The sequence below is a fragment of the Pectobacterium polonicum genome (genome assembly GCF_005497185.1).
In the GTDB taxonomy this organism is placed as follows: domain Bacteria; phylum Pseudomonadota; class Gammaproteobacteria; order Enterobacterales; family Enterobacteriaceae; genus Pectobacterium; species Pectobacterium polonicum.
Genome location: NZ_RJTN01000014.1, coordinates 87,756 through 103,918, shown reverse-complemented (window position 1 = coordinate 103,918; position 16,163 = coordinate 87,756). Strand labels below are relative to the sequence as shown.

Sequence of the window (16,163 nt, the reverse complement as noted above, 5' to 3'; positions counted from 1 at the left end):
GCAATCACGCATTGCCACCGCCACGCTTTACGCAGTCACAAAGGGCAGCAACGCTGCCCTTTGTGACTTTCAGACTTCGGTCAGGCGTTTGCGATCGACCTTGCCGCTGCCGGTTTTGGGAAGCTTGTCGAGCACCACAATGCGCCCAGGCACCATGTAAGCCGGTAAGAACTGATGCAGCTGTTTGCGCAGCGCCAGTTTGGTCATCTCCGAGCCGGGTTTATATTCAACGTAGCCGACCAGCACCGCGTCATCTCCTTCACCCTGAAGTTTGACGGCTGCATCCTGCACCTGTTCGATCCGTTTCAATTGCGCCTCGATTTCTCCTAATTCGATGCGAAATCCCCGTAATTTTACCTGATCGTCGAAGCGACCAAGATACTGATAACGATCGTCCGCCAGCAGCCGGACTTTATCGCCGGTGCGATACATTCGCTGCCCGGATTCCACCTGCTGAATAAAACGATCCTGCGTCAGATCGTCACGATGCCAGTATCCGCTACTCAGCGCTTCACCGAGAATGCACAGTTCGCCGACCATCCCTTCTTCTAACGGATGGCGATCGTCATCGATCACCAGATGCTGATAGCCCGCCAGCGTATTGCCCAGCGCGACCGTGTGCTGGTTCTCCAACGCGGCCCCGTCGATCTCCGCCATCTGCGACCAGATTGTCGCTTCGGTTGGCCCATAGCAATTCCACAGCGTCCTGCAACCGCTAACCAGACGCTGCGCCAGTCGCAGATCCAGCGCTTCACCGCCGCACAGCGCGACCAGATCGGGTTTACCCTGCCAGCCCGCTTTGAACATCATGCGCCAAAACGCGGGCGTAGCCTGCAATACGTTGATTTCCGGCCGAGCCTGCAAATACGCCGCGACCGCCTGCGGATCTTTGTATTCCTCGTGCGTGGTCAGGTGCTGCACGCCACCGACCCACAGCGGCGCAAACACTTCCAGCATGGAGATATCAAACGCCAGCGTGGTAATCAGCAGCCAGTTGGCTTTATCCGTTAACGCCAGCCGCTCTACGCTGGCATGAATAAAGGTTTGCAGCGCCCGCTGACCAATCACAACGCCTTTTGGTTTCCCCGTCGAACCGGAGGTAAACATCATGTAAGCCGCCGTTTCCGGTCCACCGGCCCGCGCCAGCTGTACGTTCGCCGTGGAATCACTGGTCGCATACGGTAAATCGCAGAGATTCAGTATCGGGCAGCCAAACGCCAGCGTGCCGTGGGTATTGCCGTCCTGCAAAACCGCTGCCAGCGCCGCTTCCTGCTGAATCGCCTGTAGCCGCTCCCCTGGGAAATCCGGCTCCAGCGGCACAAACGTCACCTGAGAAAACAGGCAGGCCAGCAGCGCCGCTACGGTGTCAGGCTGGCGGCTAAGGTGCAGCCCCACGCGCTGACCGGCAGTGACACCCTGCGCAGCCAGCGCCTGTTGAATCAACGCCACGCGTTGCAGCAGTTCCCGATAGCGAATCCCGCGTTCCTGAAAACGAATCGCCACGCAATCCCGACGCGCTTCCTGAGCAAGGCGCGCCAGCAGTTCATCGTGCAGCGCGTGCGTCGGTGTCTTGTGCGGTAGCGGCGCGACCTGTGGGCTGAGGCGAATCTGCGCCAGCCGTTCCCAGCGCTGTGCCAGCAGGCCATCGAGCAATTGCGTTAGGTCGCAGGCAATACGCTGTAGCTGCCGGTTGTCGAGCTGTCCGTCAGGTGCCGTCAGAATTAATCGATCGTTCTGAACCTGCACGATCAACGCCACGTTTTGCACCACTTTCTGTACCAACGCGGGTAACGATGCAATTTCCCCCACGATCAACAGGCTGCTAAACAGCGCATGCAGGGTTTCTGAAACCAGAGTCTCTGGCTCAGGCTGCGGATCGCACGACGTTCCCACCTCGGCGATCCACTCACTGACTGGACGATCACGCAGTTGGAAGTGCGCGATCAGCGGCCTTACGTTGTTTGGCCGATCGCTCGTCACCAGCGCCGCGCACACCTGTTCTTCACCGCTGTATTTGTACAGCAGCCAGCTCCACGCCGCCCCTACCAGCGATGCGGAATACTGCCGGGGAAGCTCACTGCTGTGGCGCTGCTCACCGTGCGCGGCTCCCACCCGCTGCCCGAAGGCCGTGGGCTGTTGGATATCCGCCAGCGGGTTCCCGCTTATCTCATCGTTCCCTGTCATGACAGCGTTTCCTCATTGGCGGTAACTTTCGACTGTGCCAGATATCCGCTCAGCGCCTGCGCCGATGGATAGCGTTGTAATAACGCCACACTCACTGGCTGCGCTAACGCACGGCTTAATGCCTGTGCCAGCGCGATGCGCTGGAGTGAATCGACACCGCTTTCACACAGCGTCTGCGACCAGAGGCCGGATTCACTGAGATGCAGCGTCTGCGCCCACACGCGCAGCAGCGACTGGGCTGACGGCGTATCAGGCGAGCCTGCACGGCTATCCGGCGTGACAGCCTGCCTCATCGCCGCATCGGTCACCTTATGATGTCCAACGATCTCGGCTGGCTGCTGCGGCGCACTATTCACCAGCGCCACCACCTCATCATGCCAGCGCATCAGCACCCGACGCGCCTGCGCACTGTCCAGCACATCGGCATCAAACTCGAAGCGCAACAGCATGCAGCCCGCCTGCTCACGTACTACCAGATTCAGCGGCATCTCGACTTTTTCATAGGAGGCTGAAAATTCGGGAGATAACCGATGCGGATCGTCAGCGCGTTGGCCCTGCTCCGCTTTCGCGCCAGGATAGTTTTCATAAATAAACAGGCTGTTGAACAGACGCGGGCGTCCAGCCGTCAGCGCAATCAGCGACTGCGTAGCATGCTGGTTCATCGCCATCAGCTCATTCTGCAACTGCACCAGATGCTGTTGCAGCGACACCGGCTGCTGCCAGCTCAGCGCCAGCGGCAGGCTGTTGATGTACAGACCCACGCTGCTCGCTACATCTTCCACCGGACTTTCCCTGCCCGACAGCACGTTGCCGACAATACTGACCGCATCGCCGGTCGAGCGCGCCAGCAGCCGATGCCAGGCATATTGCGCAATAATACTGTGGGTGACACCCACCTCACGGGCAAAGGCAATGAGTGCGGCCTGATCCTGCTCGTTCAGGCTCACACCGGTGACCTGCGGTTCAACCTGCGTCAGATGCTGGCTGAGATCGGCGCGTTTCCCCGTCGCTGCAAACAGCATCGCCACATCGTTCGTCTGCGCCAGCAGCGGCTGACGCTGCTGCCAGAAGGCATCGACGGCAGGCTGCTGCGCCACGGCATGCAGCGCATGATCCACATAAGCACGATCCGACTGAATCGCGGATGTTTCGCCGTGCATAAATGTTTCACCGCGCATCAGCAGAAGATAGTCGCGGTGTACCGCGCCCAGTAGCTGTGGCCCGCTCCAGCCATCAATCACGCTATGGTGACAGCTCAGGAGCACCCGGTAGTCCTGCTCACCCAAACGGAAACAGGCAATGCGCAACAGAGGCGGCTGCGACAAGTCAAACCCTGAACGTAAATCCTGCTGGCGATAGCGCTCGATGGCCGCCAGTGGATCGGCGTCCAGCGCCACATCCTGATAGTAGAAAGGCAGGTCTGCCTGCTTCACAATCACCTGCACGCTGGCACATTCGCTTTCCAGTGCGGCACGCAGCGCTGGGAAACGCTGAATCTGACGCTGCCAGGCCTGACGATAACCTTCCACATCCAGCGCCTGCGCATAGCGAATCGGCGTTTGCAGATGGTAAGCATCATCCTGTGGACAGCGCAGACGGTGATACAACATCGACTGCTGGAGCGATGACAGCGGCAACAAGGTGTCGATGTCATAACGCTGTGACAGGCTATCAAGTTGCGTCTGGCTCAGCGCAACCGCCGGGAAATCGCTGGGGGTAAAGGCCGTGCCGTGGTACAACTGTGCCAGACAGGCTGCCGTCAGCGCCCGCAGATTCTCCGTCAGTCGTGCCATCAGGCGTTCGCTGTCGCGCTGATTGAGGCAGCCGACCTGACGCAGCGTTAACTGCCCGCCTGCAATACCGCCGTGGAGACTGATAACCTCCGCCGGTTTGTTCTCTGGAGACACACAGCAGCCCGGCGCGACGTCCACCGGACGCCATGTGCCAGCCGCCTGAACCGACAGCCCGAGATAGTTGAACACAATCGGCGACAGCGTTAACGCACTGCCCTGCGGATGGTGGTAGCGCAGCGGGTTAAACCCAACGCCTTTATCCGGCACCTGACGCAGCTGTTCCTTACTGGACTGAATCAGGGAAGCCCAGTCAGGTTTATCTTGCAGGCACACCGTATAGGTGCTGGTAAACCACCCCACCGTGCGGCTGACATCCAGCGTCGGCTCAATCGCTTCGCGGCCGTGCCCTTCCAGCATGATGCGTGCTTTGTCGCCCCAGCCAAGATCGTTTAACGTGCGGGTCAGCGCCGCCAGCAGCAAATCACTGACTTCGGTGTTAAAGGCACGATTCGCCTCGCTTACCAGCTGGCCCGTGGTTTTGGCATCCAGCGTCAGAATCGCAGCGCTGGCCTGGTCCTGCGGATCTTTCGCCGCCAGCAGCGCTGCATGATCCACGCCGTCCTCCTGCGCCAGCCAGTACGTCAGCTGTTCCGCATGCTGTGTAGCGTACTTATGCAGCGCCATACCCCACTGGCGATAGCTCGACGTTTTCGGCGCCAGCGCTTCACCGAGGTACAGCCGCTCCAGATCGTCAACCAGAATGCGCCAGGACACGGCGTCAATCACCAGATGGTGGAAAGCAAGGAATACAGCCGTGTCCGCCTGCGGATGGTGCCGCACCAGCGCACACTCCATCGTTCTTCCCTGCGCGGGATCGAATTCACTCTGCAACGCGGTAAACGCCTGTTGCAGGCCGTCATCGCCAAGCTGGCGATAATCCAGCGTCGACACCACAGGGCAAGGCACCTCCGTCAGATAACGTTGCCCGTCGGCATCACAGGCCAGACGCAGCGCGTCATGCTGCGCCATCAACGCCTGCAACAGCGTGGTAAGTCGTTCGGTATCCACGTCCGGCAGTTGGATCATCGCCGCCTGATTCCAGTGTTCTGGACGTGCCAGAGGCTGTTCCATAAACCAGCGCTGAATCGGCAGCAGCGCGAATTCGCCTTCCAGCGTGCCCTGCTCCGCGACAATACCTGTGTCACGGTTATTCTGCGCCAGCACGCGGCACAAACGCCGCACGCTCTTCGCTTCGAAAACGTCCTTCACCGTGCAGACATAGCCCGCGCTACGCAGGCGGGTGGTCAGTTGGATACTGAGAATGGAATCACCGCCTAAGCGGAAGAAATCATCCTCAACGCCCAGCGGCGTATTCATCACGCTGCGCCAAATCGCCAGCACATCGGCTTCCAGCGGATTATCGGCTTCACCGTCGCCCTCGCTGGCTTCCAGCACCGGCGGCAGCTGTTTCGTATCCAGTTTGCCGTTTGGCGTCAGCGGCATGTCTTCTAGCAGAATCAGTCGGAACGGCACCATGTATTCGGGCAGATGCTTTGCGACATCAATCAGCACGGCCGCGGGTTCCGGCGTGCTGCTACCGGCTTTCACCGTGCCATAGGCGACCAGCGCCGGACGGTTCCCCACCTGCGCCACAATAACTTTAACCTGCTTCAGCGACGGGCATACTGTCGCCAGCTGTGCCTCGATCTCACCCGGTTCAATGCGGTAGCCGCGCAGCTTGATCTGCTCATCAATACGGCCACAGTATTCATAGTCGCCGTTGTTCAGCAGTCTGGCCTTGTCGCCCGTGCGATAAATGCGCAGCGTCGCCGTGCCGTGTTCAGCATTATTCACGTCATTCAGCGTGATGTGTTCAAAGCGGCTGGCAGTCATTTGTGGCTGGTTGAGGTAGCCACGCGCCAGCCCAAGCCCCGCAAGACAAAGCTCTCCCGGTACGCCCGCCGGACACAGTTGCCCAGCCGCATCCAGAATCAGCGCCTGAATATGAGTAAGCGGTTTACCGATAGTGACAGGCTGGCCTTTGCGCAGACGGGTACTCAACGCCGTGACGGTACACTCCGTCGGCCCGTACATGTTGTACAGCGCGACCTTATCGGCCCAGTTTTCCACCACCGCGTTCGGGCAGGCTTCTCCGCCCATGCCAATCGCCTGAATGCCATTAACCTGCTGTGGATCGAGAATCGACATCAGCGCCGTTGGCAAGATCAGATGCGTCGCGCCCGCCTGTTCGGCCTGTACAATCGCCCGATCGTTGGGTTCGCCAAACGCCAGCGTGCCACCACTGCTCAGCGGCAGCAGCGTCGTCATGTTACCGGCGTCAAACGAGAGCGACATGCAGTTAAACATGGTGCTTTGCGGCGTGAACGCGATGCGATCGCGATGATCGTCCAGCAGATTGATCAGCGAACCGTGTTCGATCATCACGCCCTTCGGCAAACCGGTCGATCCCGAGGTGTAGATCACCTGCGCCAGCTGCTGTGCATGGCGCGGAATGGCTGGCGCTTCATCGCCCGGCAGATCGTGCCACTGCGCGACAACCGTAGGATCGGTCAGATCGATACACTGTTCGGCTGACCACTGCGCCAGCTGCTGCCCATCACCACCGAGAATGACGGAAAGATTGGCATCGGTAATGATGTGGCGTAGCCGCTCCGGCGGATAATCGGGATCTAGCGGCACATAGGCAGCACCCGCTTTCCAGACGGCCAGCAGCGCAATGACAAAATAGCGATCGCGTTTCGCCAGCACGCCAACCAGCGACTGTTCGCCCAGCCCCTGACGGTGCAGCCAATGTGCCAGCTGATTCGCCTGCCTGTTCAGTTCAGCGTACGTCAGCGTATCCGTACGCTGTTCGCCGTCAAAGGCTATCGCCAGCTGCTGGGGATCGCGCTGTGCGATGGCTTCAATCACGTCGGTTACCGTCAGCTGTGGCTGCGGATAGCTACGCGGTAACTGCTGTGTTTCCGCCAGCACGGCAGCAAACTGCTCCGCTTCCATCAGCGGCAGGTGCCAGACGTCGGTTTCGGGGGCCTCAACGACGGCTTCAATCAGCCGGATAAAGCGGTCGGCGTAATACTGAATCGTCTGGCGCTCAAACAGCGCGGTGGCAAACAGCCAGTCCAGCCGCACCTCGCCCATCAGCTCCGTCACCTTGACCGAAATATCGGTCTTGGCAGGCAGCACGGGCGAGGTTTCTTCCGCCGCATCACAACCGGGGATCAGATCGTTGAAATCGACTTTGGCCTGATAAACCAGCATCACCTGGAAGATCGGGTTGATCGCGGTGGTGCGATCGGAGCCGATCGCCTCGCTTAATGCTTCAAAACGGTAAAGTTGATGATCGAAAGCCGACAGATCCTGCTCGCGGCAGTATTGCAGGTAATCGACGAAACTCTGGCTGTCCTGCAACTGGGTGCGCAGCACGATGGTGTTAACGAAGAAGCCGACGACATCTTCGATATCCGGCCGCTCGCGGTAGGCCAGCGGTGAACCAATCACGATATCTTTCTCGCCGCTGATGCGCGCCAGCATCAGGGAGAACACCGCATGCAGGCCAATGAAATTAGACGTGTTATAGCGCTGGCACAGGCGTTTGAATTTATCCCACAGATCGTTGCCGATCGCGGAGAAGATCACCTCACCGCCGCTGTTCTGGTGCGCCGGACGTGGTTTATCCAGCGGCAGGCTGTGCACTTCGGGAATCCCCGTCAGACGCTCAACCCAGAACGGTTTGAATTCATTGTGGTAATCCAGAAACGAGTCGGAATTAAACCAGTGTGCGTAGTCGATATAGTTAAGTTGGGTCGCTTCGACGGGATAAGGTTGGCGGTTCTGACAGGCCAAAAAGGCCGGTTTGAAGTCCGCAAACATATTCTTCACCGACCAGCCATCGGAAATAATATGGTGCTGGGTGATCATCAGAACATGCACCCGTTCGCTCATCTTCACCAGCCGCACGCGGGTGAGATCGCCCGCCGTGAGATCGAACGGACGGCTGATTTCCGCTTTCACCTGCTGCTGCAAACGCCCTTCCCGCTCGGCTTCCGGCAACAGTGAGAAGTCATCATGCTGTATCACAAACGGTTGATAGGCATCGATACGCTGTTCACCCTTGCCTTGTTCATTGACCACAAAACGGGTGCGCAAGCTGGCATGGCGCTGCGCCAGCGCGTCAAAGGCAAACTCCAGCGCAGCCACATCCAGCGTGCCGGTTAGCCGAAAATAGACCGGCATATTGTAGAGGTGTGATTGCTCTTCGTACTGCTCGATAAACCACAGCCCGCTTTGCGATGATGACAGCGGGCCGGACGTCGCATTCTGCGGCGTGATGGGGCGTTCAAACGCCTGCTGCGCCGTCAGGCAGCGCACAATGGCGTCCTTATTTTCCTTAATCGTGCGCCCAATCTCTGCCGTGATCGCGTCTTTATTGGACTGAGAAACCAACTGCCCTTGTACATTTAACGCCAGACGAACACCCTGCCGTTCCAACTGCTTTAACAGCGTTACGATATCTTTCATGACTTGTCACTCTCTTCGCAAATCAGGCCGTCAGCGTTGCCCCGCCGTCCACCACCACGTCCTGCATGGTGATGTGGCTGGCCAGATCGGAAGCCAGAAAAACCACGGTATTGGCGATCTCTTCCGGCTGAGCAATCTTACCCAGCGGAATCCCCAGCTTGTACTGGTCAGGAAAGCCCGCGATAGTGCGCTGCTCGGCATCCGCGCTGTGCCACATACCGCGCTGCATCGGCGTATCCGTCGAACCAGGCGATACCAGATTGCAGCGCACGCCGTAAGGCGCTAACTCCAGACCCGCACAGTGAGACAGGCTGGTGAGCGCCGCTTTCGAGGCACAGTACGCCGCCATCTGCATACGAGGGACATGTGCGGCATTGGAGCCGACGCAAACAATCGCACCGCGGCGCTGCTGCTTGAAATGCGGCACCAGTGCGTTCAGCAGATAAAACGCGCCGGAGGCATTGACGTTAATGCACTGGTGCCAGTCGTCCACGCTCAGCGCATCGATATCACCCAGACGCAGAATCCCGGCGGCGTTGACCAGAACGTCAAGTCCCGTTTCTGCCAACTGCTGGCGACACACCGCCGCCACGCTGTCCGGTTCGCTGATATCCAGCGTCACGCAGCTAAACGGATGATCATCATGTCGGAATGCGCGATCGAATCCGATCACGTTCGCGCCCAGCGCGACAAACTGGCGGGCAATGCTTTCGCCAATGCCGCTCGCCGCACCGGTTACCCAAACGGTTTTCCCACTGAAATCAAACTGAAGAGGTTTTGCCTTGTTCATCATGTTCCCTACCACACCATTTCCACGCTGTTTTCATCCTGCGACAGCCTGTCGTCCAGATAACGGCAGAAATCGCTGAGCTGGGGATGATCGAACACATCAGACACCTTGATGCTGACGGAAAATTCGGCAGCCAGACGATTAACGATCTGGATGGTCTGCAATGACTGCCCGCCCAGTTCGAAGAAGTTATCTCGCGATTGAATTCCCGACACGCCGAGGATCTGCTGCCAGATGGCGCTGACTCGGTTCTCGGTTTCGCTGGCTAACGCCTGCGTCGGTGCCTCATCGTGATATTCCGCCAGCAGACGCTTACGATCGACCTTGTTAGAGCCGGTTTTCGGCAACTGGCGGAAGGCACGGTAATCGGTGGGGATCATCGCAGGCGGCAGCACGTTGCTCAGGCGCTGCTTCAGCGCACGTGCATCGATTTCGCCCGCTTTCGTCGCAACAAACGCCACCAGACGCCGCACCCCGTTGGGGTAAACCATGCCCTGCACGCAGGCTTCATCGATATCAGGCTGTGCCAGCAGATGCGCTTCGACTTCCCCAGGCTGAATCCGATAGCCGCTGATTTTAAATTCGTTATCCATCCGTCCGAGATACAGCAACCGCCCTTTTTCCAGCCGGACTCTGTCGCCCGTGCGGTAGGCAGGCCGTTGCCGATCGCCCACCGCTATTTGCGTAAACGCCGTGTGTTCTGTACCGATGTAGCCCGCTGCCAGCGTTGGCCCCAGCAGCACCAGTTCTCCTTCCGCCGCGGGGCGATCGCCCACCGCCAAAATCAGCGCGTTGACGCCCGCCAACGGCAGACCGATAGGAAGCTGCGCCACATCGGCAGACTGCGTTTGCAGATCGCAACTGGTCGCGACTACCGTGGTTTCGGTGGGGCCATAGGTGTTGATTAAGCGCAGCGTGTTCGGTGCATGACGCTGCCACTGTGCCAATTGTTCGGGGTACACCGCTTCACCGCCGATGATGATGGCGCGCAGTGCGGAAGGCATGGTCAGCGTGCCGGTTTTCAGCCCCACCACCCATTCATTCCAGAATGCCGTTGGCAGATCGAGCAGCGTAATCGCCTGTGCTTCGACCTGTTCGACAAAGGTCGGAATCGATTCCAGCATCTCATCGGTGCGCAGCACCAGCGTCGCACCGCTGGTCAGCGTGGCAAAAATTTCTTCGATGCTGGCATCAAAATTAAACGGGGCAAATTGCAGCACGCGATCCGCCACACGCAGACCGTAGCGCTGGCGTGCAGCCGCCGTGAAGTGATCCAACGCGCTGGCGCCGATCTCCACGCCTTTCGGCAATCCGGTCGATCCCGATGTGAACATGACATAGGCAATCTGTCCGTCTCTCGCTTCTACAGGCGGTAGCGCGGCGGCCTGTGCGTTGGATGACAGAAGATGCCCCGCCAGAACGATCTCGCCGGAAAAGACCGATGCCAGCCGATGCTGGTAGTCCGCCTGCGTCACAATCGTGCGCAGCCCGGCAATCTGGATGATGTGCTGCTGCCGTTCACGCGGCTGTTCAGGATCGAGCGGCACATAAACCGCGCCACACTGCATCACGGCCAGCAAACTGATAATGGTTTCCGGGCTACGGTTCAGCATAATGCCGATGCGTTCGCCGGGCTGTACGCCACGCTCATGCAACGCCGCGGCGGCCTGACCGCTCAGATCCAGCAGTTGCTGATAGCGGTATTGCCGATCGCGCTGCACTAACGCGATATGATTCGGGTTTTTACGCGCCTGTTTGGCAATCGCCGTCAGAACGGGTTCAACAAACAGTGCAGGCTCGCAGCTGACGATCAGCGCACGCTCACGTTCTTCACGCAGCCAGCGTTCTAGCAGTTCGCCGCTGGTTTGCTGCGGCTGTGCCAGCCAGCGCTGAAGCAGCGTGAACAGGGTTTCTTGCAGGCTGGCAAGCGCTTCTGCGCTGTAACAAGCCGGGTTGGCATCAAAGTCCAACACCGGGGTGCCATCCGGTTTAAAATGAATTTCGATCGTCAGATCTTCTACTGGCCCGGCGCTGAGATTCAGCGTGCTGGATGACAGCGATCCGTAATTGAGTGGATGATCGAACGGCATGATATTGATCAGCGGACCGAAGAGGCGCTGTTCGCCGCCGACGCGATGTAGATCGCGCCGTAAATGCTCATAGCGATAATGCTGATGTCGACGCAGCGCGCGTTTGGTGCGGGCAACCTGCTGCGCCAACGCCACAAAATCCGCCTGCTCATCCACCTGAATACAGAGCGGCACGATATTCATCTGCATACTCGGCACCGTCAGCGAGGCGGAACCGATACGGTTCATCACCATCATCCCGAACGTCAACCTGTCGCTGCCGGACGCCAGTTTCAGGTGCGTCGCCAACATCGCTAAAAACAGATCCGGCCAGCTGATTTTATTACCTTCACACAGCGCCGTCAGCGGCTGCCAGAGATCCGCAGGCATATCACAGCTTTGACGCAAGAAACGCGCCGCGATCGGGGCTTTTTTCTCGCTGAAACTGACCGGTTCCGGCATTGCGTTCAGCGTTTCTAGCCAGAAATCACGCGCCTGCGCCGTCTGCCCGCTGGCATCACGCTGCTGCTCTTCTTCCAGTACCTCGCTGAACGGGCCGAACTCTGCCACCGCCGCGGGTTGTCCCGCCGTCAGCGCGGTATAGATCTGGGCGATGCGTTGAAACAGCATCGTGGTACCAAAGCCGTCCAGCGCAATGTGGTGAACGCAGCTATAGAGGAAATCACGCTTTTCACCGCACAGCAGCGCAAAGCGACAGGGTAATCCGTTTAGCAAATCCAGCGGCTGGGAGATTTCCTCACGCGCCCAGTGGCGTATTGTCTGCTCTTCATCCGTCATCGGCGCAGGCAACAGTTCAATAATCGGCAGCACGCCGATCGGCACTGGCAGTTGTGAAGCCACAAAGCCGATTTCCGGCTGGTCGGCCTGTTCACCCGCAACCTCAACAAACTGGCAGTACAGGCACTCGCACTCCATGACTGCCTGACGGATCGCGCTTAGCATGGCTTCACTATCGACTTTGCCATCAAACGCGATGCACTCCGCCGTGTTGAACGTCGCTTTATCATCGTTCAGGGCATGACCTAACCACAGCCCGCGCTGCGCCACGCTCAAGGGCTTCATGATGCGGCTCCCTGCTGTTTTTCGATCAGCGCCCACCAGGCATTCAGGCTGGGGTTACGCGCCAGATCGACAAAGCTCAGCGTCACACCCTGATTGCGCCATTCGGTTAGCAGCGCCATCATGCGCACCGAATCCAAACCGTAGTCGATCAGGTTTTCATCTTCATCGAACTGATCCTCTTCTTCGTCGATCAAGGTCAGCAGGTGCGCTCTCAGCCCTTGTTTCGTCAGTGCCTGTGCCATTTTTGCTCCTGTGAGTTCTGCCGTGCTAACCACCCGTCCGGCGCGCGTTGCCACATATTTCAGCGCCATCTGGTGTTCCTGAAGTGAGAAATCCGCCACCGCATCGCCGACCATGAAGGGCTTGATGTCGCGCATGAAGGCATCGGTCGCGGTAATCATGCAGCCGATATGTCCGTAAACGCCGCAAATGATCAGCTGATCTTTGCCCATCTCTTTCATCATCGGTTCCAGCGGCGAACGGTGGAAGGCGCTGTAGCGCCACTTCACCAGCACCGTGTCGTGCTCATCCGGTGCCAATGCGCTCACGACGCGCTGCTTTTCAGGATGGTTATTCAGCCCTGCGCCCCACATGTCGTTCAGCAGCGCACGGTCGGCCGCGCTTTGTGCATTCGGCTGCGCGGTATACACCACCGGAATCCCCTGTGCTTTGCAGTAGGTTCGCAACGCCACAATGTTCTCGATCAGCTGTTGCACCAGCGGACTGCCCGCGCCATAGAAATTCACGAAATAGTCCTGCATGTCGTGAATCAGCAGTACCGCACGCGCAGGTTCAAACGCCCAGGAAACCTTGTTGTCTGGGAAATCCTGTGCGCACGGCAGGGGATACGAAGCAATAGAAGGGATTGCCATCACAAAATCCTTATTTATTTTGAATGCTAAGTTGGGTCTGAATACGCTGACGAAGTGATTTCTTATCAATCTTACCGACGGGTGTGACGGGCAAGGTGTCGATCATCTCGAAGCGGTCTGGCAGTTTGAATTCAGCAATACCCTGATTGCGAAGATATTTTCTTAATGTGATGGCTTTCAGCGAAGGATCGCTGACCACCAGAAAAGCGCAGCTCTTTTCGCCCATAACCGGGTCAGGCATGGACACCAGCGCGGCATGGAGAATGCCGTCATGCTTGAGCAGCAGGTTTTCGATCTCTTCGGCAGCAATCTTTTCTCCACCGCGGTTTATCTGATCTTTCTCCCGTCCGACCACGCGCAAATAGCCCTCTTCGGTCATCTGCACCACATCACCCGAGTGATAGAAACCTTCTGCGTCGAAAGCACGGGCATTGTGTTCCGGGCTGCGGTAATAGCCACGGAAGGTGTACGGACCTCGCGTTGCCAGCAGCCCGGCTTCGCCTCTCGGTACCGGATTACCGTCAATATCCAGCACGTTCACCTCGTCGTCCGGGCTCATCGGGTAGCCCTGCGTGGTGAAGATATGTTCATCGCTGTCATCCAGTCGGGTGTAATTCACCAGCCCTTCCGCCATCCCCAGCACCTGCTGTAGCTGGCAACCCAAGACTGCCGGGATGCGTCGGGCAACAGCTTCACTTAACTTCGCACCTCCCACCTGCAAAACCTTCAGGCTACGCAATGCTTCACCAAACTGCTCTGCCGCCTGAACCCACAGCGCGGCAGCGGGCGGCACCAGCGACGTCATATCGATCTGATGGCGTTCGATTAGCGGGAAACAGGTCATCGCTCCCGGATCGGATGCCAGCACGACGCGTCCACCAGCGTAAAATACGCCGAGCGAACCGGGCGAACTTAACGGGAAGTTATGCGGTGCGGGCAACGCGCACAGATAGCGGGTTTGTGGCGTCAGCTCGCAAATTTCCACGCTGCGACGCACGCTGTAGTAATAATCGTCATGGGTGCGAGGAATCAGCTTCGGCGTACCGGTACTGCCGCCAGAAAGCTGGAAGAAGGCGACCTGCCCCGACGCGGAAGGCTGATACCTACTGGCCGAAGCATTCGGTTGCAGCCAGTCAGTCAGACTGTGCCCTAGCGGGCTGTCGCCGAGCATCACCACCGTTTGCAGCCGAGGAACCTGCGTTTGTAACCGATCCAGAAACTCACCGTTGCCAAACAGCGGATGCTCTGCTGATGCAATCAATAAGCGTGGTTCGATCTGCGTGGCATACGACAGCAGTTCCAGCTTGTTATGACTGAACAGCGCGTTAACCGGCACAACCCCCATTTTCAGCAATGCAAAAAAGGTCAGGTAAAATTCGGCTACGTTCGGCAACTGCACCAGCGCGGTGTCGCCACAGCGCAGGCCATGTTCAGTCAAGCGAGATGCCAGCGCAGAAGACTGTTGGTCCAGTTCCCGATAGCTCCACTGACGTTCACCGCACACGACCGCAACGGCATCCGGCTGCGTCGTAAGGTGGCGCTCCCAGGCGTCCGTTAGCGGCAAGCCAACCCAGTACCCCTTGTCGCGATAACGCTGTGCCAGTTCCTCTGGCCAGGGCGTAAATTCAATGCTCATAGTCCATCCACACCTGAGTTAAGCCCAAACGCATTCAGCATCGTGTTTAATTTGGCGGCGGTTTCAGCCCATTCATCCTCGGGGACGGATGCCTCAACAATGCCCGCGCCAGCAAACAGGCGGACTTTATTGTGTTTGATGGTGCCGCAGCGAATCGCGATCGCCCATTCGCCATCACCGTTGGCATCACACCAGCCGACAATGCCGCTAAATACGCCACGGTCGTGCGGTTCCAATTCGGCGATCAACTGGCGCGCTTCCTGCGTGGGGAAACCGCAGAGTGCGGGGGTGGGGTGTAGCTGACAGGCGACCTGAAGCGCCGTCATCTCAGGGTTCACCAGTTCGCCTCTAATCGCAGTGGACAAATGCCACATTGAAGCGGTGCTCATCAGCGAGGGAGCCGATGGAATGGTTAACGACACGCACAACGGCATCAGGCGTTGGCGAATGTCGTCCACCACCAGCTTATGCTCGTGCTTATCTTTGCCAGAATGCAGTAAACGCTGGCTGTTCAGGTAGTCCAGATGTTCATCGCTCATCCGTCGTGCCGAGCCCGCCAGCGGATTAGAGACAATCACACTCCCCTGCTTACGCAGCAGCAGTTCCGGGCTGGCACCCAGTAATACCGAACCATCCGGCAGCGGTAGTGAGAAGTGATAGCCACCCGCATTCTGTACCATCAGGTTGTTGAGGATCGTCTGAGCCTTAACGGGTTCCGTCAGTTCAATGTCCAGAATGCGCGACAGTACCGCTTTGCTTAGTTCACCGCGACGGAAACGCTCAACGGCTTCTGCCACAATGGACTTGAACTGACATTCATCTGGAACACTGTTTAGCGTTGATGCTTTAGGTGCCGCAGTTGTGTACTTACGGGCGCGGCTAACGAGTTCCGATTTCGTCGTAACGGTATAACTATCAGGGATATAGAGACAAGAGGGTTGTGTGGTATCAAAAGGGATTGCCCCCACAACAATAGGCAGCGACTGCCCTGCTTGACGCGCCCGCTGAAACGCCTGCGCGATTGCTGAGCTAAGCCTGTCATCGTGCGAGCCCGGAGCACAAACAGGGGACGAAATACGTTCAAATAAGCCGGAAGTAGAAAGGCTTCGGTGTTCCGATGCATATAAAAAAGCGGTCTGTTCTGAATAAGTTAGCCCGCTAAATGTTTCAGTTTCTGTAATCAGTGTATCCACAAGA

At 58.2% G+C, this 16,163-nt stretch carries 7 protein-coding genes; all 7 read right to left on the bottom strand.

Going from position 1 to position 16,163, the window contains the following annotated elements:
* Positions 1-69 precede the first annotated feature (69 nt).
* Genes EDI29_RS14775 through EDI29_RS14745 form a run of 7 tightly spaced genes read right to left on the bottom strand, consistent with a single transcriptional unit; the run spans position 70 to position 16,159 of the window.
* Positions 70-2,184, bottom strand: coding sequence for an amino acid adenylation domain-containing protein (locus EDI29_RS14775; RefSeq protein ID WP_137741495.1), 2,115 nt, complete (start codon positions 2,182-2,184; stop codon positions 70-72).
* Complete coding sequence (locus EDI29_RS14770) at positions 2,181-8,516, bottom strand: non-ribosomal peptide synthetase (RefSeq protein ID WP_137741494.1); 6,336 nt, start codon at positions 8,514-8,516, stop codon at positions 2,181-2,183. Before EDI29_RS14770 ends, EDI29_RS14775 begins: the two co-directional genes overlap by 4 nt.
* A 22-nt stretch (positions 8,517-8,538) precedes the next feature.
* Complete coding sequence (dhbA, locus tag EDI29_RS14765; protein WP_137741493.1) at positions 8,539-9,309, bottom strand: 2,3-dihydro-2,3-dihydroxybenzoate dehydrogenase; 771 nt, start codon at positions 9,307-9,309, stop codon at positions 8,539-8,541.
* 5 nt (positions 9,310-9,314) lie between these two features.
* Positions 9,315-12,458 carry a non-ribosomal peptide synthetase gene (locus EDI29_RS14760; RefSeq protein WP_137741492.1) on the bottom strand — a complete coding sequence of 1,048 codons (3,144 nt, stop codon included), beginning with the start codon at positions 12,456-12,458 and terminating at the stop codon, positions 9,315-9,317.
* Complete coding sequence (locus EDI29_RS14755) at positions 12,455-13,330, bottom strand: isochorismatase (RefSeq protein WP_137741491.1); 876 nt, start codon at positions 13,328-13,330, stop codon at positions 12,455-12,457. The genes EDI29_RS14760 and EDI29_RS14755 overlap by 4 nt, the downstream gene beginning before the upstream one ends.
* Positions 13,331-13,340: 10 nt before the next feature.
* Positions 13,341-14,966: a (2,3-dihydroxybenzoyl)adenylate synthase gene (locus EDI29_RS14750; RefSeq protein WP_137741490.1), complete on the bottom strand. Its 1,626-nt coding sequence runs from the start codon at positions 14,964-14,966 to the stop codon at positions 13,341-13,343.
* The gene (locus EDI29_RS14745) at positions 14,963-16,159 is read right to left on the bottom strand and encodes an isochorismate synthase (protein WP_137741489.1); all 1,197 of its coding nucleotides are present in this window, start codon (positions 16,157-16,159) and stop codon (positions 14,963-14,965) included. The genes EDI29_RS14750 and EDI29_RS14745 overlap by 4 nt, the downstream gene beginning before the upstream one ends.
* Positions 16,160-16,163 lie beyond the last annotated feature (4 nt).